Origin of the sequence: Haloarcula sp. 1CSR25-25 (assembly GCF_032027985.1) — an archaeon.
GTDB lineage: Archaea > Halobacteriota > Halobacteria > Halobacteriales > Haloarculaceae > Haloarcula.
This window is the reverse complement of record NZ_JAHYBW010000003.1, coordinates 129350-147812: the sequence shown is the minus strand read 5'-3', so window position 1 is coordinate 147812 and position 18463 is coordinate 129350. Positions and strand designations below refer to the sequence as shown.

General features: G+C 66.6%; 19 protein-coding genes and 1 tRNA gene. 11 read left to right on the top strand and 9 right to left on the bottom strand.

Going from position 1 to position 18463, the window contains the following annotated elements; all coding sequences use genetic code 11:
- The first annotated feature begins 5 nt into the window (after positions 1 to 5).
- Both KZ498_RS10595 and KZ498_RS10590 read left to right on the top strand, forming a co-directional pair.
- A complete protein-coding gene (locus tag KZ498_RS10595) occupies positions 6 to 743 on the top strand; it encodes an NRDE family protein (protein ID WP_312618735.1) in 738 nt (245 codons plus the stop codon).
- A gap of 27 nt (positions 744 to 770) precedes the next feature.
- Positions 771 to 1121, top strand: a complete 351-nt coding sequence (locus tag KZ498_RS10590; RefSeq protein ID WP_004517952.1) for a hypothetical protein — start codon at positions 771 to 773, stop codon at positions 1119 to 1121.
- A gap of 37 nt (positions 1122 to 1158) precedes the next feature.
- On the opposite strand, the gene KZ498_RS10585 is transcribed toward KZ498_RS10590, so the two are convergent.
- Positions 1159 to 2076, bottom strand: a complete 918-nt coding sequence (locus tag KZ498_RS10585; RefSeq protein ID WP_312618733.1) for a 1,4-dihydroxy-2-naphthoyl-CoA synthase — start codon at positions 2074 to 2076, stop codon at positions 1159 to 1161.
- 89 nt (positions 2077 to 2165) lie between these two features.
- Between KZ498_RS10585 and KZ498_RS10580 the strand changes: the two genes are divergently transcribed.
- Both KZ498_RS10580 and KZ498_RS10575 read left to right on the top strand, forming a co-directional pair.
- Positions 2166 to 2438, top strand: coding sequence for a hypothetical protein (locus KZ498_RS10580; RefSeq protein WP_312618732.1), 273 nt, complete (start codon positions 2166 to 2168; stop codon positions 2436 to 2438).
- Between the two features lie 45 nt (positions 2439 to 2483).
- Positions 2484 to 3431: a DnaJ domain-containing protein gene (locus KZ498_RS10575; RefSeq protein ID WP_312618730.1), complete on the top strand. Its 948-nt coding sequence runs from the start codon at positions 2484 to 2486 to the stop codon at positions 3429 to 3431.
- Positions 3432 to 3435: 4 nt separating this feature from the next.
- On the opposite strand, the gene menD is transcribed toward KZ498_RS10575, so the two are convergent.
- Together menD and KZ498_RS10565 are read right to left on the bottom strand one after the other, a co-directional pair.
- Complete coding sequence (gene menD / locus KZ498_RS10570) at positions 3436 to 5214, bottom strand: 2-succinyl-5-enolpyruvyl-6-hydroxy-3-cyclohexene-1-carboxylic-acid synthase (RefSeq protein WP_312618728.1); 1779 nt, start codon at positions 5212 to 5214, stop codon at positions 3436 to 3438.
- Complete coding sequence (locus KZ498_RS10565; RefSeq protein ID WP_312618726.1) at positions 5211 to 6548, bottom strand: isochorismate synthase; 1338 nt, start codon at positions 6546 to 6548, stop codon at positions 5211 to 5213. Before KZ498_RS10565 ends, menD begins: the two co-directional genes overlap by 4 nt.
- Positions 6549 to 6813: 265 nt before the next feature.
- Here KZ498_RS10565 and KZ498_RS10560 point away from each other — a divergent pair, with 265 nt between their 5' ends.
- Together KZ498_RS10560 and KZ498_RS10555 are read left to right on the top strand one after the other, a co-directional pair.
- Complete coding sequence (locus KZ498_RS10560) at positions 6814 to 7029, top strand: ribbon-helix-helix domain-containing protein (protein WP_004517946.1); 216 nt, start codon at positions 6814 to 6816, stop codon at positions 7027 to 7029.
- 72 nt (positions 7030 to 7101) lie between these two features.
- A complete protein-coding gene (locus KZ498_RS10555; protein WP_312618721.1) occupies positions 7102 to 7383 on the top strand; it encodes a UPF0058 family protein in 282 nt (93 codons plus the stop codon).
- 61 nt (positions 7384 to 7444) lie between these two features.
- Here KZ498_RS10555 and KZ498_RS10550 read toward each other — a convergent pair whose 3' ends face one another.
- A complete protein-coding gene (locus KZ498_RS10550; RefSeq protein WP_312618720.1) occupies positions 7445 to 7963 on the bottom strand; it encodes an Lrp/AsnC family transcriptional regulator in 519 nt (172 codons plus the stop codon).
- Between the two features lie 145 nt (positions 7964 to 8108).
- Positions 8109 to 8966, bottom strand: a complete 858-nt coding sequence (locus KZ498_RS10545) for an enoyl-CoA hydratase-related protein (RefSeq protein ID WP_312618718.1) — start codon at positions 8964 to 8966, stop codon at positions 8109 to 8111.
- 43 nt (positions 8967 to 9009) lie between these two features.
- Between KZ498_RS10545 and KZ498_RS10540 the strand changes: the two genes are divergently transcribed.
- The 3 genes from KZ498_RS10540 (at position 9010) to KZ498_RS10530 (ending at position 12776) form a co-directional block, all read left to right on the top strand.
- Positions 9010 to 10407: a deoxyribodipyrimidine photo-lyase gene (locus KZ498_RS10540; RefSeq protein WP_312618716.1), complete on the top strand. Its 1398-nt coding sequence runs from the start codon at positions 9010 to 9012 to the stop codon at positions 10405 to 10407.
- Positions 10408 to 10588: 181 nt separating this feature from the next.
- Complete coding sequence (sod, locus tag KZ498_RS10535; RefSeq protein ID WP_312618714.1) at positions 10589 to 11200, top strand: superoxide dismutase; 612 nt, start codon at positions 10589 to 10591, stop codon at positions 11198 to 11200.
- A gap of 187 nt (positions 11201 to 11387) precedes the next feature.
- Positions 11388 to 12776, top strand: a complete 1389-nt coding sequence (locus tag KZ498_RS10530; protein WP_396276117.1) for an ABC transporter substrate-binding protein — start codon at positions 11388 to 11390, stop codon at positions 12774 to 12776.
- 30 nt (positions 12777 to 12806) lie between these two features.
- Here KZ498_RS10530 and KZ498_RS10525 read toward each other — a convergent pair whose 3' ends face one another.
- From KZ498_RS10525 to KZ498_RS10510, 4 genes are read right to left on the bottom strand one after another with little or no spacing between them, the layout of a single operon-like run.
- Positions 12807 to 13562 carry an ABC transporter ATP-binding protein gene (locus tag KZ498_RS10525; RefSeq protein ID WP_312618712.1) on the bottom strand — a complete coding sequence of 252 codons (756 nt, stop codon included), beginning with the start codon at positions 13560 to 13562 and terminating at the stop codon, positions 12807 to 12809.
- The gene (locus KZ498_RS10520; protein WP_312618710.1) at positions 13559 to 14389 is read right to left on the bottom strand and encodes an ABC transporter ATP-binding protein; all 831 of its coding nucleotides are present in this window, start codon (positions 14387 to 14389) and stop codon (positions 13559 to 13561) included. The genes KZ498_RS10525 and KZ498_RS10520 overlap by 4 nt, the downstream gene beginning before the upstream one ends.
- Positions 14382 to 15665 carry a branched-chain amino acid ABC transporter permease gene (locus tag KZ498_RS10515; protein ID WP_312618708.1) on the bottom strand — a complete coding sequence of 428 codons (1284 nt, stop codon included), beginning with the start codon at positions 15663 to 15665 and terminating at the stop codon, positions 14382 to 14384. Before KZ498_RS10515 ends, KZ498_RS10520 begins: the two co-directional genes overlap by 8 nt.
- Positions 15662 to 16777: a branched-chain amino acid ABC transporter permease gene (locus KZ498_RS10510; RefSeq protein WP_312618706.1), complete on the bottom strand. Its 1116-nt coding sequence runs from the start codon at positions 16775 to 16777 to the stop codon at positions 15662 to 15664. The genes KZ498_RS10515 and KZ498_RS10510 overlap by 4 nt, the downstream gene beginning before the upstream one ends.
- A 333-nt stretch (positions 16778 to 17110) precedes the next feature.
- Between KZ498_RS10510 and KZ498_RS10505 the strand changes: the two genes are divergently transcribed.
- On the top strand, positions 17111 to 18313 hold the full coding sequence (locus tag KZ498_RS10505) for a hypothetical protein (protein WP_312618705.1): 1203 nt from the start codon (positions 17111 to 17113) through the stop codon (positions 18311 to 18313).
- A gap of 67 nt (positions 18314 to 18380) precedes the next feature.
- Positions 18381 to 18455 (top strand) — tRNA-Glu (locus KZ498_RS10500).
- The last annotated feature ends 8 nt before the right edge of the window (positions 18456 to 18463 follow it).

Here is an 18463-nt window from a genome sequence, read left to right as displayed (position 1 = left end):
CTCCCGTGTGTACAATCGTCCTCGCGTGGCAGGTCTTCGACGGCACGCCGGTCGCGGTCGCGGCGAACCGCGACGAGCGACTCGACAGGCCATCGCAACCGCCACAGCAACGCCACTGGGGGAGTCGCGTCGTCGCGCCGGCCGACGAAGAAGCAGACGGGACGTGGATCGGCTACAACGACCACGGCCTGCTGGCGGCGGTGACCAACCGCTGGGTCGACGCCGACCTGGCCGGCGAGCGCTCGCGCGGGCTCCTCGTCCGGGACGCGCTGAGTCACGAGAGCGCGGAGTCCGCTGCACGCGCCGTCGAACGAGCCACCAGAGACGCAGAGTACGACGGGTTCAACCTCCTGCTGGCCGACGAGAACGCCGCCGTCCTGCTAGAGTGGGACGGCCAGCTCGCAGTCCGGAACTTCCAGCCCGGCGTCCACGTCGTCGTCAACGTCGGCGCGGACGGCGACTACCGGATTCCCGCCCACCGACCCGACGCCGGCGAGGAGCAGGCGACCAGCGCGACGCGGTTGCGCGAGGCGCTGGTCCCGGAACCGGGCGAATCCGTCGACGAATGGATCGACCGCGCGGGCGACACTATCAGCGACCACGAGTACGGCGTCTGCGTCCACGGCGACGGCTTCGGCACGCGGTCGTCGTCGCTCATCACGCTGGGTGCCGACAGGGAGTACCGGTACGCGGACGGGCCACCGTGCCGGACGCCCTACCGCCCGGTCGAAGGTCAGATTTAAGCGGCCGACTCACGGTGTACACAATACATGAGTTCAGCAGCGTCGGAGGCGGACCTTTCTGACGGCGAGCGGGCCGGGCTCGAACTGATTCGGGAGTCCGGCGGCATCCACCAGAGCGACTTCTGGAAGGAACTCGATGTCTCCTCGCGCAAGGGGAGTCGCATCGTCGAGTCCCTGTTCGAGAAGGACCTCATCCAGCGCGAGGAGACGGTGTACGAGGGGCACAACACCTATTACCTGACGCCCGCGGCCCGGGACCTGGACTTCTCGCTTCTGATGGCCGGTGACCAGCTCTCGCCCTTTATCGGCGACGAAGAGGTCGACCCCCACGACGATACCTTCTCGCAGTGGGTCATGACGCTGGCCTACGAGGACTGAGCGCCGCGGACGGCATCGTCTCGTGACTGCCCGTGTCCTAGTAGTGCCACGGCACGTCGTCGAAGTCCGGGTCGCGCCCCTCGTTGAACGCGTCACGGCCCTCCTGTGCCTCGTCGGTCATGTACGCCAGCCGCGTCGCCTCGCCGGCGAACACCTGCTGGCCGACCATCCCATCCGAATCGAGGTTGAAAGCGTATTTGAGCATCCGCATCGCCGTCGGTGACTTCTCGTTTATTCGCTCGGCCCACTCGACGGCGGTGTCCTCCAGGTCTTCGTGGGGCACGACGTCGTTGACCATGCCCATGTCGGCGGCCTCGTCGGCGTCGTAGGTCTTGCCGAGGAAGAACACCTCCCGGGCCTTCTTCTGGCCGACCTGTCGGGCGAGATACGCCGAGCCGAAGCCGCCGTCGAAACTGCCCACGTCGGGGTCCGTCTGGAGGAACTTCGCGTGCTCCTCGCTGGCGAGCGTGAGGTCACAGACGACGTGTAGTGAGTGGCCGCCGCCGACGGCCCACCCCGGGACGACGGCGACGACGGGTTTGGGGATGTGGCGTATCTGGCGCTGGACTTCGAGGATGTGGAGGCGACCGACGTTGTCGGGAGCGTCGTCTGCCACACCGTCGCTGGCCTCTGTGTCTTCGGTCTCGCTGTACTCGTAGCCACTTTCACCACGAATACTCTGGTCTCCGCCCGAACAGAACGCCCAGCCGCCGTCCTTCTCGGAGGGACCGTTGCCGGTGATGATGACACAGCCCACATCGGTCAGTCGCTTGGCGTGGTCCAGTGCCGTCGAGAGTTCATCGACCGTCTCGGGCCGGAAGGCGTTGCGCTTCTCCGGCCGGTCGAAGGCGATGCGGACCGCGCCCGTGTCGGTCGAGCGGTGATAGGTGATATCGGTGAAGTCGAACCGGTCGACGGCCGTCCACCGCTCCGGGTCGAATAGCTCAGAGACCATACCGTGGCTCGGGACGGCCCTCGCAAAAAGATTCCTCGTATCCACACGGGAGCAAACGCTTTGGTGTCGCGGGCGTGAACCGTCTAGCGATGCCCTCCAGGTCGAACAACAGAGCGGCGATGGCGCTGCTCGCCGCCCTCTCCGTGGCCATCGTCCTGTACAGCCTGCTAATCGTCCAACAGATACTCCTGGGGCTGCTCGTCGGGGTCGTCCCCTGGCTTGTGTACCTGCTCGTGCGGTTCGTCTTCACGCTCGAACGGGTCGCGACGGCGCTGGAACGACTTGCCACGGCCCAGGAGGCGCCGTCCGACCGCGGTACGGAGACCGACGGAGGCGTCGAGAACAGTGACCGAACGCGGTAGCTGGCAGCTTCCGTCGATCACTCGCCGGCAGGTGCTACGGCCGGCATGACAGAGTCGTTCTACGAGGTCCTGGGCGTTCCGACGGACGCCTCCACGGCGGCCATCGAAGCGGCGTACCGGGAGCGGATGAAGGAGACCCACCCCGACGTGAGCGACGCGGCCGACGCCGGCGAGGCCACACAGCGGCTCATCGAGGCCCGCGACGTGCTCACCGACGAAGCCGAGCGGGCGCGGTACGACCGACTGGGCCACGACGCCTACGTCGCCGGCGACAGTGACGCGGGGGAGGACGGCGACAGTGACGCGGCCGCAGCGGCGCGACGCGCGGGCTACGACGGGTCTGCGTCGGCGACCGACCGGACTGAATCCAGTACTGGCCGGCGCACGTCCCGGGCCAACGCTCGGGGGCGGGCACGACGCGAACAGGCCGCCAGAGAACGCGTCGCCGAGGAGGGTGGCGGGCGCTCGGGCGCCGACGGCGATACCACCTCCACCGACGACCGGTCGACCGGGGCGACCAGCGAGAGGGCGACCGCGTCGGAGTCAGAGTCGACCTGGCACTCCGGCGCCACCGCGACCAGCGGCTTCAGCGACCGCTCCGGCGGCGCCTGGAGTTCGTCGTCTTCGTACGCCGTCCGCCAGACCGACACCCTCGCGGGCGGGCCGCTCCTCGCGATGCCGACCGGCCGCGAGCTGACGCTGCTTGCCATCACCTTCGCCCTCTACCCGGTGATGCTGTTCAGCGCGCTGCTCCCGGCGTTCCCGCTGTGGGTGAACCTGACAATCGGGGTCTGTACCCTCTTCGTGGTCGGCTATCTCCAGTCCGAACCCACGGTCGCAATAATGGTGTTCGGGAGCTGGAGCCTGGCGACGACGGCGGCGTTGTTCGCACTGAACGTCAGCGCGTTCTCGCTCGTCGGGGCGCTCGCCCTGTCGGGAACGTGGCTCCCGTTCGGACTGTCACTGTTGACCTCGGCCGTGTTGCGGCTCTGAAATATCAGTCGCTCGCGAGAGCCTCGGCGACAGCTTCGGCAAGCCGGTCTCTGACCGCGTGGCTGTCGGCCGCGTCGAACTGGACCTCGATGACCTGCGTCCCGTCGGTCCGGACCGACTCGGCGAACCGCTCGCGGAACTCCCGGCGGTCGGCCACCCGCTCGAACTCCAGCGCATAGAGCGCTTCCGTCGGCGCGAAATCGAGGCCGTGTGGCGTCCGGAACTGCTCCTCGAAGGTGGGGTGGTCCTCGATGGGCAGCATGTGGAAGATACCGCCGCCGTCGTTGTTTATCAGGACGACCGTCGCGTCCACGTCACAGCGCCCCAGGGCGAGGAGGCCGTTCATGTCGTGGTAGTACGCCAGGTCGCCGGTGACGAGGACGAGCGGGTCTGCCGTCGCGCTCCCGGCCCCGAGCGCCGTCGAGGTGATGCCGTCGATACCGCTGGCCCCGCGGTTGCCCAGCACGGTCAGGTCGGCGTCCCGTGGCCGGCCGAAGCGGTCCACGTCCCGTATCGGCATGCTGTTCGAGACGAACAGCGTGGCCGGGTCGGGGGCCAGCGCAGCCACGTCCGCGAGAACGCCGCCCTCCCAGTAGGTGTCGGCGACGGTTTCGGCAACGGCGTCCCAGTGGACTCGTTCCGCCGTGGCGAACTGCTCGCGCCACGACTCCGTCACGCCACCCAGCGGCTCCGCCGCGAGCGCATCCGCGGTGGCGTCGGGGTCAGCAACGAGCAGGTCCGTTGCGGTGAACTCGGCCTCCGACCAGCCGCCGGTCGGGTCGACGAGGACCTGCCGGCAGTCGGCGTCCCGGAGGTAGTGACGGAGCGGCTTCGAAGTCGGCGACGCGCCGACGCGGAGGACTACATCGGGGTCGCCCCACGCATCGGTGCTGTCGCTTCCGAGATAGCCGTCGTAGCCGCCACAGACCGGGACGTCGAGGCGGTCGACGTGCGGGCCGAACCGCAGGTCAGAGAGCGGGTCCGCAAGGACGGGGAAGCCGGTCGCCGACGCAAGCCGCTCCAGCGAGGCCGCGCCGAGCCCGTCATCGGCCGGGCCAGTGACAATGAGGCCCCGTTCAGCGGCCCGGAGCGAGTCTCGAACGCGGCGCACCGTTCGCTCGTCCGGCGCGGCGACGCCCTCGTTCGTCGCGACGAACGGGCCGTCGCGGCCGGCTTCGGCCGCGTCGTCGCCGCCCGCCCAGTCGGCCGGGACGCCCGCCGGGTCGTCGTCGGGCATCGGCGTCGGTTCCAGCGGCTTCCGGAACCGGCAGTTCAGGTGGACCGGTCCGGGGTCGGTTCCGGTGCTCTTCGCGAGCGCGCGGGCCGCCGTGGTCCGGAGCATCCGCACCTTCCGCGGTTCGGCCTCGGGCTCGGGCATGTCCCGATACCAGCGGACGGCGTCGCCGTAGAGCTTCTCCTGGTCGACGGTCTGGTTCGCCCCGCTGTCGATGAGTTCCGGCGGTCGGTCCGCCGTCAACATGAGCAGCGGGACGCCCGACTGGTTCGCCTCGATGACCGCCGGGTGGTAGTTCGCCGCCGCCGTCCCCGACGTACAGACCAGCGGCGTCGGTTCGCCGGTCCGACGGGCGCGTCCAAGCGCGAAGAAGGCCGCCGACCGCTCGTCGAGATGCGAGAACACCTCGATGTCGGGCTGTTCGGCGAAGGCGATCGTCAGCGGCGTCGAGCGACTGCCCGGCGAGAGACACACCGCGTCGACGCCGCCAGCGGCGAGTTCGGCGACCAGCGTCTCCGCCCACAGCGTGTTGACGTTCGGTGGGGTCATTCCAGCTCGTCCAGTATCGGCCGGTACTTGAGCTGGACCTCGTCCCACTCGCGGTCGGGGTCGCTGTCCGCGACGATGCCCGCGCCCGCAAAGAGGGTCGCCGCACGCTCCGTGGCGACGGCCGAACGGATACCGACGGCGAAAGTCCCGTTGCCGGCGGCGTCGACCCATCCGATCGGTGCGGCGTACCAGCCACGGTCGAACGCCTCCGTCTCCCGGATGGTCCGCAGCGCCGCGTCCGGGGGCAGGCCGCCCACGGCCGGCGTCGGGTGCAGCGCCTCGACAAGCGAGAGGACGTGCTCGTCGTCGTCGAGTTCGGCCGTAATCGACGTCCGGAGGTGCTGGACCGTGGCGAGCCGACGGACGGTCCGCTCGCCGATGCGGACCGTCGAGGCAAAGGGCTCCAGCTGGTCCCGTATCGCGTCGGCGACGAGCTTCTGCTCGTGGCGGTCCTTCTCGCTGTCTAGGAGTTCGGCGGCGAGCCACTCGTCCTCGGCGGGCGTGTCGCCCCGCCCCGTCGAGCCGGCCAGCGCCTCCGTGCGGACCGTCCGTCCGCGGACCGAGACCAGCCGCTCCGGCGTGGCCCCGAAGAAGGTGCCGCCATCGTCGGGCGACAGCATGAAGCGGTAGCAGTCGGGGTAGGTCCGGGACAGCCGAGCCATCACGTCGGGGACCGACAGCTCCGCGTCCAGTGTGACACTGAGGCTCTGGGCGAGCACGACCTTCTGGAGGTCGCCGCGCTCGATGCTGGAGACGGCGGCCGCCACCTGCTGGCGCCAGCCGTCCTGTGTGGGCGTGCGCTCCCGGTGTGAGATTCCCGGCCGGGCGCCCGGCACGCTCTCGGAGTCCGCGACCAGCCGGTCGCGCCACTCCTCCAGCAACGCCTCCGCCTCCGTCGCGGCATCGGGTCCCGTCGCGACCGTCGTGAGCCAGGCGTCGTCGTCTCTCGCAGTCACCTGTATCTCGGGGAGGAAAAACGCCGCACTGGGAAACCCGTCCCACGGGGAGTCGGCCCCCTCGTGGGTCCCGTTGTGGAAGGCGAACCCGCCGAACGCTCGCGGACGCGCGACGCTCGGGATGTCGTCGGGGACCGAACAGTCCTCGAACAGCGCTTCGAGCGCTGTCCGCACGTCGCCGAACCGCGACTGCCCGTCGGCAGTCACGGTCGCCGCGCTCCCGCGGGCCGCGATTGACTCTGTACCGGCCGCCCAGAAGACCCGGGGGCGAGCGTCCGATTCGAGTACCGCTCGCACCGGTGCATCGTCGAGGCGACACCCGCGTGCGACGACCGTTGTCTCACCAACCGTCGTCTCGTCACCACGCAGTGGTTCCATCAGCCACGTCTTAGGATTCCGCACCTTTGAGCCTAACTATACGCTCGATTCTGCACGGGAGGGACCGACCGGACCGTCAGCGCGAATCGGCCGCTCTCGTCCCGTTCTGACCGTGATGTAACGCGGGGCGGACTATTCCCCTTCGGGGAAATTAATCTCACAGTTCCCGAACTTCGTCTCCCCGTTCTACAATTGTAATTCTGCAATCTACGAACACACCCCCGTCAAGTTTAAATAGGGCATAGTCGAAGCCCCCTATGTTGCGATGCCCAAGGTAGAGATCAATATCCCGGAACACCTGGAGATGCAGATCGCGCAGCTCGTCGAGAAAGGCGAGTTCCTCAACCGCGAGGAAGCCATCGAGGACCTCCTGTCGACCGGGCTCAAGGCGTACAAAACCTCCGGACCACAGGACGAAGACGAGGAGCCAGGGTTCGAAGAAGACGGCATGATGGGTCACGACGACGAGTACGTCTTCTGAAAATGCAGGCGTGAGTGTCTGGTATCCCTTCTCAAGCAATTCTTATGCACGTGCCGCCACGTAGCTGTAGCCATGCACAAAGACGAGCTTCTCGAGCTACACGAGCAGATGGTGACGATTATGCAGTACTTCCGCGACGACATGGACTCGGTCGACCCCGACCTGTTCGACGCCTACCAGGAACTCGACGTGCGGCCCTCCGACGTGCACAAATCGAAGAGCGAACACAAACACGCCGTGTTCGTGCTCGGGAACTCCCTGGCGACGGCGATGAGCGAAGACGAGTTCTCCGATGCGGGCCGGGTCAGCAAGCGGATGAAGGAACTGGCCGAGGACGCCGAGCGGAAACTGTAGGCACGACGCTGTCTAGCCCCCCTCTTTCTCGTCTTTATTTTCTGTGGGTCTCCTTCCGCGACTACGGTCGCTCGCCGTCGAGTTCGATGAACAGCGCCGGGTCCGTGCGGAACTTCAGGACGTTGTGGACCACGGAGTTCCGGACGTTCTGAATCACGTCGCCGTGTTCCTTGTAGAAGTCGTGTATCCAGCGCGATTCGGCCGTCCGACTCGGGAACATCATCACTGACTTCCACTGATACTCGCCGTCGGAGAGGAAGTAAAACAGCGTGTGCCGGTCGTCGCGGATGGCGACCATCGCGTCGTGCCAGGAGTCGGCGAAATGTTCGGGGTTGAACTTGAACTCGAACAGCGCGAAGTTGAACAGGTCCTCGTTCGGGACAATCGTCTCCCGGAAGACGCCCTCCTCGCGCATCCCACGGATCGATTCGCTGACGGTCACGTGAGACACGTCGATGTCGTACTCGGACTCGAGCAGGTCAGCGAGTTCACGTGAGGACCGCTGGGGGTCCGCCGAGAGCTCGCGCAGAATGTACATGTCCCGCTCGCTGAACTCCCAGTCCGGAGCGTCGTCGGTCATGCTGTGTCCGCCCTCCTGGTGAGGGGGTGAGCGCGGTCAGTCGTGGTTCCGGTGGCCGGTCGATTCGGTGAGGTCATAGCTGGCGTGTGTCCTCGGTTAGCGGGCGGGTAGTGAGTCAGTCCTGACGCGGGCCTCGGTAATCAGTTCACCGGCCCTGGAACTCGGGGTCACGTTTCTCGACGAACGCGGTCGCGCCCTCTTCGTGGTCCTCGGTCGTGAAGGCGACGCCCTGCGCGGTGGCCTCGTTTTCGAGCGCCTGCTCGAGCGAACTGTCCAGACTGCGGTTGACGAGGCGCTTGGCGTGGCCGAGCGCGACTGTCGGCCCCGAGGCGATGTCCGCGACGAGCGCCGAAACCTCCGACTCGAACGTCTCCGCGTCGAACACTCGCGTGAACAGGCCGAGTTCCGCAGCCGAACGAGCGTCAAGCAGTTCGCCGGTGAACAGGAGTTCCTTGGCCTTGTTCGGCCCGACGATGCGCGGGAGGAAGTAGGAGACCCCGGAATCACTGGCCAGGCCGACCCGCCGGAAGCCAAAGCCGATCTGTCCGTCGGTGCTCGCGACCTGCAGGTCACAGGCCAGCGCGAGCCCGGCCCCGGCACCGAAGGCGGGGCCGTCTATCTTCGCAACGACCGGGAGGGGGCAGCTGTGGACGGTCCGGATGGCCTCGTGGAGTGCCGAAACCACCAGCTCGACCCGCTTCGCCGGCGGCTGGTCGCCGGTGACACCCTCCAGCATCGCATCGATATCGCCGCCGGCACAGAACGCGGGGCCTGCGCCCTCCAGGACGACACATCGGGCGTCGCTCTCGACGAGCGACTCGAACTGGGCCGTGAGCGTCTCGGCCGTCCCCTTCGACAGGGCGTTTCTCGCCGCCGGTCGGTTCAGCGTCACTGTGGCCACGTCTCCCTCCGTCGACACCGTCACGCTCGCGTCTTCCATGCGTGTGCCCTCTCCGGGCAGAAGGATAACAGTGGTGTCCGTCACCGCCTGACAGACCAACATCGTTGGGCAGTACCTTTTGGCCGGGCTGGCACGTGCACTAGGTATGCGCCTGCACTGGCATCGCCGCGACCTCAGGGCGGCGGACAACGCCGGCCTCGCCGCGGCGACTCCGTCCGACCCCGTCGTCCCGGTGTTCGTCTTCGACAGGGACGTCCTCGACCACGCCGGCCCGCCGCGCGTCGCGTTCATGCTGGACGCCCTCGCTCGACTCCGCGAGCGGTACCGCGACCGCGGAAGCGACCTCGTCGTCGCCGAGGGCGACCCCACGTCCGTCCTGCCGGAACTGGCAGCCAAGTACGGCGCGGACAAAGTCACGTGGGGGAAAGACTACTCCGGGCTCGCACGCGAACGTGACGCCGCCGTTCGGCAGGCGCTGGACGACGCGGACGTTGCTCGCGAGGCCGTCCAGAACGCCGTGTTGCACGAACCGGGCGAGATAACGACGAACGACGGCGAGCCCTACAGCGTGTTCACCTACTTCGGCCGGAAGTGGCACGACCGCGAGAAGGCGGCCCCCTACGACCCCCCGTCAGCCGACGTGCTGGCAGACGTCGACGGCGACCCGCTTCCGACGCTTACCGACCTCGGCTTCACGGAGCCGGAAGCGGACGTGCCCGCGGCAGGGACCGGCGAAGCACGTGCCCTGCTCGATGACTTCCTCGAGGAGAGCGTCTACGAGTACGAGCAGCGCCGGGACTTCCCGGCGGAGGAGTGTACCTCCCGGCTCTCGGCCCACCTGAAGTTCGGGACAATCGGTATCCGGGAGGTGTACGACCGCACCCAGGACGCCAAGGAGGGGACCGGCGGCGACCGTCGGGATTCGGTGCGGGAGTTCCAGTCCCAGCTGGCCTGGCGGGAGTTCTACACGCAGGTGCTGTTTGCCCACCCCAACGTCGTCTCGGGGAACTACAAGTCCTACGAGAACCCCATCGAGTGGGAGAACGACGAGGACCTGTTGCAGGCCTGGAAGGACGGCGAGACTGGCTATCCCATCGTCGACGCCGGGATGCGACAGCTCCGTGCGGAGGCGTACATGCACAACCGCGTCCGGATGATCGTCGCCTCCTTTCTCACCAAGGACCTGCTCATCGACTGGCGCCACGGCTACGAGTGGTTCCGGGAGAAACTGGTCGACCACGACACGGCCAACGACAACGGCGGCTGGCAGTGGGCGGCTTCCACGGGGACCGACGCCCAGCCGTACTTCCGCATCTTCAATCCGATGACGCAAGGCGAGGACTACGACCCGGACGCCGAGTACATCAAAGCGTACGTCCCGGAACTGCGGGACGCTGCACCCGAGGTTATCCACGAGTGGAACGACTGCTCGCTCACGCAGCGGCGCAACGCCGCACCGGCGTATCCGGACCCGGTCGTCGACCACAGCGAGCGCCGCGAGCAGGCCCTGTCGATGTTCGAGCGGGCGAGGGGAGACGAGTAGGGCGGCGTCATTCTGTTTCGCTGTACTCTCCTGACCGCTTACACACGAGGCGGGGCCGCTGGGTATCGTCACTACAAGGGACAGTCGCGGCCCCGTCCCGCTGTCCATGCAGGGTGGTAACGAATGGCTCCTAAACGTTTAACAGGCAGCCGCGCGACATTATTGACGGAGGCGTTTTCATATGCCCGAACATTCCGAACCCGAACTGCCACCGCTCCCGTACGACTACGACGCACTGGAGCCACACATCTCCGAGCAGGTGCTCACCTGGCACCACGACACCCACCATCAGGGGTACGTAAACGGCCTCGAAGCTGCCGAGAAGACGCTCGCCGAGAACCGCGAGGCCGGCGACTTCGGCTCGAGCGCCGGCGCGATGGGTAACGTGACTCACAACGGCTGTGGTCACTACCTGCACACGCTGTTCTGGGAGAACATGGACCCCAACGGCGGCGGTGAGCCGGAGGGCGACCTCCGCGACCGCATCGAGGAGGACTTCGGTTCCTACGAGGGCTGGAAAGGCGAGTTCAAGGCCGCCGCCTCAGCCGCCGGCGGCTGGGCGCTGCTCGTGTACGACCCCGTTGCCAAGCAGCTTCGCAACGTCCCGGTCGACAAGCACGACCAGGGCGCGCTCTGGGGCTCCCATCCCGTCCTCGCACTCGACGTCTGGGAGCACTCCTACTACTACGACTACGGCCCCGCCCGCGGTGACTTCATCGACGCCTTCTTCGAGGTCGTCGACTGGGACAAGGCCGCCGAAGAGTACGAGAAGTCGGTCGGTCACTTCGAGTAAGGGGCAGCACTCGACGTTTTTTTGCGGCCGTGCTGATGCTCCGAGAGCCGCCTGAGTCGATAGGGTCTGTGCCGTCGCCGACGTCTGCGAGCGACGACAGAAACATCGCTGTGACCGTATCAGACTACGGGACAACAGCGGTACTGGAGGATATAGTTTTATAAGAGGCGAATCAGTGGTAACTGTTATGAGTCGCGATACCAGTCGACGAACGTTCCTGAAGCGCACTGGGGCGGTAAGCACTGTCGGTCTGCTCGGTGGGTTGGCAGGCTGTTCAACTGAACAGACCGACGGCGGCGGTGGCGACGGCGGCGACGGCGGCGACGGCGGCGATGGCGGCGACGGCGACGGCGGGATGACCGGAACCGAGACCGAGTCCGGTCCCCAGTCGCCGGACGTCCTGATGGTCGTCGGCTACCCACAGAGCGGCGTCCAACTGTTCAAGGACTTCTACGCCGACTACGGCGACGACGCCGCCGACGTCCTGGTCACCGACGGGCTACAGGACGGCGAACTGCCGAGCAACGTCGGCAACGACATGTCGAACGTCCGGGGCACGGCCCCGTCGGCGGCCGGTCCGGGCGTCGAAACGTTCAACGAACTGTTCACCTCCGAGTTCGATTACGACGAGGCCGGCGTGTTCACGTCACAGGCCTACGACGCGACGGCGGTCCAGATTCTCGCGAACGTGCTGGCCGGGGAGAACAGCGGGCAGGCGGTCCGAGACCACATGCGCGTCGTCGCCAACCCGGGCGGCGACTCGTACGGTCCCTCCGAGTTGCCAGCGGCCGTCGAAGCGGCCGCCGCAGGCGAGAACATCCAGTACGAGGGCGCTTCGAGCGCCGTCAACTTCGACAGCAACGGGGACATGGCCTCGGCGCAGTACCAGGTCTTTGGCTTCCAGGACGGCGGTGGCATCGAGTCGCTCAGCACTGTCGATTTCAGCGCCGGCGACGACATCCCCCAGCCGGAGCCGAGCGGTTCCGGAAGCGACGCCGGCCGGACGATCCGGTTCGGTGTGCTGATGCCCGAGACCGGCGACCTCGGTCCGCTCGGCAGGCCCATCCGTGACGGAGCGTTGCTCCCGGCCCTGCAACTCCAAGACGAGGTCGATTTCGAGTTCGATTACCAGGTCGGTGACACCCAGACCCAGGCACAGGCGGGCATCGACGCGGCCAACTCCCTGGTCAGCGCGGGCTATCCGTCGATTACCGGTGCTGCCAGCTCCGAAACGACGATACAGGTCGCCAGGAACGTGCTCATCGACAGCGGCGTCGTCGGCTGTTCGCCGGCGTCCACGTCGCCCACGATTACCAACCTCGAGGACGACGACTACATCTACCGCACCCCGCCGAGTGACGCGCTGCAGGGCCAGGTCCTGGCGCAGGTCGGGATGTCCGAAATGGGTGCACAGACTGCCTCGACGCTGTACGTGAACAACAGCTACGGCCAGGCGCTCCAGGAGGCGTTCGCTACCGCGTTCGAGAACGAGGGCGGCACCATCGTCAACCAGGTCGGCTTCGAGCAACAGCAGTCCTCCTACACGTCCGAAATCAACAGCGCGATGAACCAGTAACGGGGCCGCCGGCGTCGATTCGGTTCCCGGTTACCCGCCCAGGAAGTCCTGCCGGACCTGCTCGTCGTTGAGCAGGACCGTGCCCTCGTCCTCGTAGCGGTTCTGCCCCTGCACGAGAACGTAGCCGCGGTCACACCGTCTGAGCGCTTCCTTGGCGTTTTGCTCGACCATCAGCACGGCCGTCCCGTCGTCGTTGATGCGGTCGATGCGGTCGAACATGTCCTCGACCAGGTCGGGAGCGAGCCCGGCAGAGGGTTCATCCAGCAACAGCAGGTCGGGGTCGAGCATCAGCGCCCGGCCCATTGCGAGCATCTGCTGTTGGCCGCCCGACAGCGTCCCCGCGGACTGGTCGGACCGCTCCCGGAGGATGGGGAACCGCTCGTACACCGCTTCGATGCGGTCCTCCGGGACTTCGTCGAGGATATACGCGCCCATCTCGAGGTTTTCGCGCACGCTCAGCGAGCCGAACACGTTTCCGGTCTGTGGGACGTAGCTGATTCCCTCGTAGATTATCTCGTCGGGACTGCGCTGGCTGATGTCTGTCCCGTCGAAGACGACCTCGCCGCCCATGTACGTCGTCAGGCCGAAGACGGACTTCATCACCGTCGATTTCCCGGCCCCGTTCGGGCCGACGATGACGACGTACTCGCCGTCCGCGACGTCCATGTGAATGTCGCTGAGCACCTGCAGGTCGCCGTAGCCGGCGTCGAGGTTCCGAATCGCGAGCAGGCGCTCGGTCGGGTCCGGCAGGGTGACCGTCTCTGACTCCGTCGCCCGCTGGCTCATACGTCACCTCCCAGATACGCCTCCAGTACCCGCTCGTCGGACTTGATTGTCTCTGCGTCCCCTTCGGCGAGAACGCTCCCCTGGTGCATGACGATGATGTGTTCGCAGTTGTTCATGATGACGTCCATGTCGTGTTCGACCAGCAGGAAGGTCAGCCCCTCTTCCCGGCGGAGCCTGTGGATTCGCTCCAGCAGCTTCTCCTCCAGCGTCGGGTTGACGCCGGCAAGCGGTTCGTCCAGCAGAATCATCTCGGGGTCGGTCATCAGGACCCGTGCCATCTCCAGCAGTTTCCGCTGGCCGCCCGAGAGATTGCCGGCATTCTCGTGAGCGAGGTGGTCTATCTCGAAGAACTCCAGTGTCTCCCACGCGCGGTCGCGGACCTTCTCCTCGTCTCTGATGACGTCGCCGCGAAGCCCCGGGGTCACCGACCGGATGACCGACTCCCCGACCTGTCCGCCCGGTGCGAGCATCACGTTCTCCAGGACGGTCATGTCGGACAGTTCGCGGGCAATCTGGAACGTCCGGACCAGCCCGCGGTTCGCGAGCGTGTACGGCGCGAGCCCGGTGACGGCCTGTCCGTCGAAGGTGACCCGACCGCCGGTCGGCTCGTGGATGCCCGTGATGCAGTTGAACGTCGTCGACTTGCCGGCCCCGTTCGGACCGATGAGGCCGGTGAGCGACCCCTCTGCCACGGAGAAGGTGGCCCCATCGACCGCCACGACGCCGCCGAACGCCTTGCGGAGGCCGTCGACTTCCAGCAGCGGCGACTCGATAGCGTCGCTCGTGACGGCTGTCTCCTGTCGCTGTGCGGCGTCGGGTTCACTCATCGCTCTCACCTCCGGACCCGGACTGTGGCCTGTCGAGGCTCACGCTCGTCGCGGGTTCGTTCCGGTGGCCGAGCAGCCCGTCGGGCTGGTTCTGGATGATGTATATCAACACGACGCCGATGAGGACGAACCGGAGCGTGCTGACGTTGCTGACGGTGTATGCGAGAAGAGGGAGCGGGTCCAGCGACGCGAGTCCGGCGACCGCGTCAACGATGTTGCCGGGTGCGCGGGTGCCCCCCAGCGAGACGTTCTCACCGAGTCGGGCCGGCAGGTAAAACAGCAGTCCCGAGAACGTCGCCGCGCCGATGATGCTCCCGGTGTTGGACCCGGAGCCGCCGATGATAAGCGCCGCGAACACGTAGAACGTTATCGTCGGCCTGAACTGCTGTGGGCTGATGTAGCCTGCCTGTCCGCGGAACAGGACTCCGGCCAGCCCCATCAGTGCGCAGCCGATCATGAACGTCTTGATCTTGAACAGGCGGGTGTCTTTGCCCAGAGACTGGGTCACGGTCTCGTCCTCGCGGATCGCCTTCAGCACGCGGCCGAACGGTGAGTTCGTAATGCGGGCGAGCACCCAGTAGCTCACGGCCACGACCAGCAGAAGAACGAGCCCGTAGGTGAGATTCGCCAGGTTCGGCCCGGAGACGCCGACGCCCTCTGCAGCAGTCACGAGCGGCTGGCCGACGCCGTTGACGAGCCCCGACGCCACTTCGTTTGCGGACTTGAACGAGATACCGGTCGCGCCACCGGTTCCGATCGGCACCCCGACCAGCGAAACCTCGGCGAGGCCGTCCCAGTTGACGACGAGTCGGATGATCTCCGAGAACGCGACTGTCACGATGGCGAGGTAGTCGGCTTTCAGTCGGAGCGCCGGCAGGGCCGCGAGACCGCCGATGATGGCGGCCATCGTCATGCCGCCGACGAGACCGACCCACAGCGGGAGGTCCAGCCCCGGGACCGCTCCGGCGGCCGGGTCGGTCGGCGCGGTAAGAATCGCCGTGGTGTACGCGCCGACGGCCATGAATCCCGCAATGCCGATGTTGAACAGACCGGTGTACCCCCACTGGAGGTTCAGCGCCAGCGCGAGAATCGCGTAGCCGCCGATGAGCACGGTCACGCTACCGATGAAGCCGACGGCGAGGTTCGCCCACTGCGCGCCGCCGACGGCGATGGCCAGCACGAGCATGACGGCCCAGATGATGGCGATAAAGCCGACGACCAGTCCCACGTCCGGGAGCGCGTCGAGGCGGTCCCTGACGGTGTCGGCGGCGCTCACGCCGTCGACACCCCCCCGAAGATACCGGACGGGCGCAACAGCAAGACGACGATGAGCACCAGGAACGCGGAGGCCCGCGTCAGCCCGGACGGCAGCCAGATCAGGGCCAGGCTGTCGACCAGCCCGATGAGGACCCCGCCGGCCATCGCCCCGTATATCGAACCGATGCCGCCGACGATGACCGCGGCGAAGATGAGCAGGAGTAGAATCCAGCCGAAGTTGAAGGCGATCGTGCCGCTTTCAAGTACAAGCAGGTAGCCGCCGATGCCCGCCAGGCTGCCGCCGAGAATCCAGGTGAGCCGAATCACGCGTTCGGTCGGAATCCCTGTCACGCGCGCGAGGTCCTCGTTGTCGGCCATCGCCCGCATCGCCTTGCCGAGCTTGGTCCGCTGCAACAGCAGGTGGACACCCAGCATCAACAGGAGCGACACCACCAGCAGCGTGATCTCGTTGTCGGTGACGGAAACCGTCGAGAGAACCGTCACCCGGAGGCCGCCGCTGGCGACTCCGCTCGTCTGCGTTCCGAAGACGAAGGCGATGAGATATCGCAGCGCGAGTGCGACACCGATAGACGCGATCAGCAGAGAGATGTTGTCCGTATCGCGCATCGGGCGGTAGGTGAGGCGGTCGACGAGCAACACGACAGCGATCGACCCGACGCCGGCGACGACAAGCCCGAGAAGCACCGGGAGAAACGTCGAAACGGTGCTCAGCTGTCGGCCCGAGTTGAGCATGAACAGGTCGGCGATCGGGGCCCCGGTCCCGAGGCCGGCGGCGATGTACGCGGCGACCCATCCCAGAAACGCCCCGGCAGTCACCGTGTCCCCGTGTGCGAAGTTCGCGAAATCGAGGATGCTGTAGGTCATCGAGAGACCGATGCCGGCCAGTCCCACCGCCAGCCCGACGAGCAGGCCGTCCACCACCATCGAGAGCAACGAGCCCACGGTCAGAGAGCCACCCAGCAGCCTGGTCCCGAAAAAGAACACGGTTGTCCCAGCGAGCTTTGCGACCAGATCCAGCAAGAGGAAGCCGCTTATCGCGGCCACCACTACTGCTCCCGGTCGGTCACCCAACACCACGCGACCGTCTCTTGCGAACTCAGCAATTCCCATAGGTTACCGTTCGTTGGACCCTCCTCTCTAAATAACCCTCCGGAAATTCCTGCGAAACAGCGGTGTAGAAGCCAAAATACCGGTGTAGGAACAGGAACCGCCCCGTCCATGGTCAGCTGTCGACTGATCGAACAGTGGCTACACCAGATACGGAGCCGCGCTCGGATGCGCACCTGCAGCGGCGGTAATCGTGACGGCGAACCAGCGAACGACGGGCCATCGGCCGGCCATCGGCCGGCCTCGGCCATCAGCTATCTGAAGCATCCGTGCCCCGAGAAATCACCGGACATCGGCCGGATACTGGCGTAGAACGGTGCTATTCATAGCGCTTTTATGCGGTCCATCGATGATATACGACAGATGGAACGCCTGGTCGTCGCCAGTCTGGTTCTGGTTCTCCTGCTGGGAAGCGGTGCCGCGCCGCTGGCGGTGGCACAGCCGACCGACGAGAGCGTCGGCGTCCAGACGCCCGACAGGTTCGACCGGACGACGTTCCAGGTCACACTGTACCAGAACGGGTCCGCGAAGTGGGCACTCGTCCACAGGACCCCGCTCGCGAACGACACCGAACAACAGCAGTTCGAGGAGTTCGCCGAGGACTTCGAGCAGTCAGAGCAGCCGCTGTACCAGAACTTCGTCGAGCAGTCGACGCTGTTGACACAGTACGGGACGGACGCCACCGGCCGGAACATGAGCGCGACCGACTACGACCGGTCGGCGACGGTCGACCCGCTCCAGAACACCGGAACGGTGCGGATGTCGTTCCGCTGGCGCAACTTCGCCGCCGTCGAGGGCGACTCGGTCGTCGTCAGCGACGTGTTCGACGGCGGGTTCTACATCGGGCCGAGCCAGTCGTTCGTCTTCGAGCGCGGCCCCGACCTGGGGTTCACCGATGTCCGGCCGGCCCCGGACTCACAGAGCGCCCCCGACTCGCTGGAAAACAGCGAGAGCGTCACCTGGAACGGCGAGCAGTCGTTCAACGACCGCCGGCCCTACGTGGAACTGCGACCGCGCGAAACCGGCGATAGCGCCCGGACAGAAAGTCAAACCACACCGGCCGCTGACGCGCCCGACGGCGGGTCGTCGTGGCTACTCCCGGCCGCTGTCGTCGTGCTCGTCGTCGCCGGCGGTGTGGCCGCCTGGCGGTCCGGCGCGCTGGGACGGACACTGGGCCCCGACGACGACGAACCGCCGGCTTCGACGCCGTCGGCCCCCGCGGACACGGAGCAGTCGCCGACGGCTCCGCCGGGCGACGCGGCGTCGGCGGCCGACACGCCCGACGAACCGGCCGTCCCCGACGAGGAACTGCTCACCGACAGCGACCGCGTCCGCAAACTGCTTGAGGAGAACGGCGGCCGGATGAAACAGGTCGACATCGTCGACAGCACCGACTGGTCGAAGTCCAAGGTGAGCATGCTCCTCTCGGATATGGAGGACGAGGGGGACATCTCGAAGCTCAGAGTCGGCCGCGAGAACATCATCAGCCTCGCCGGTCAGGAGCCCGACGCCGCGGGGTCGCCGTTCGACGACGAGTGAGAAACCAACACAGGGCGGGGCCGAAACGCAATGATTATACGTATCTCCTCGCTACGAACTTGTGTACGCTCCGTTGGTGTAGTCCGGCCAATCATATCACCCTCTCACGGTGATGACTAGGGTTCAAATCCCTGACGGAGCATTTCTCTC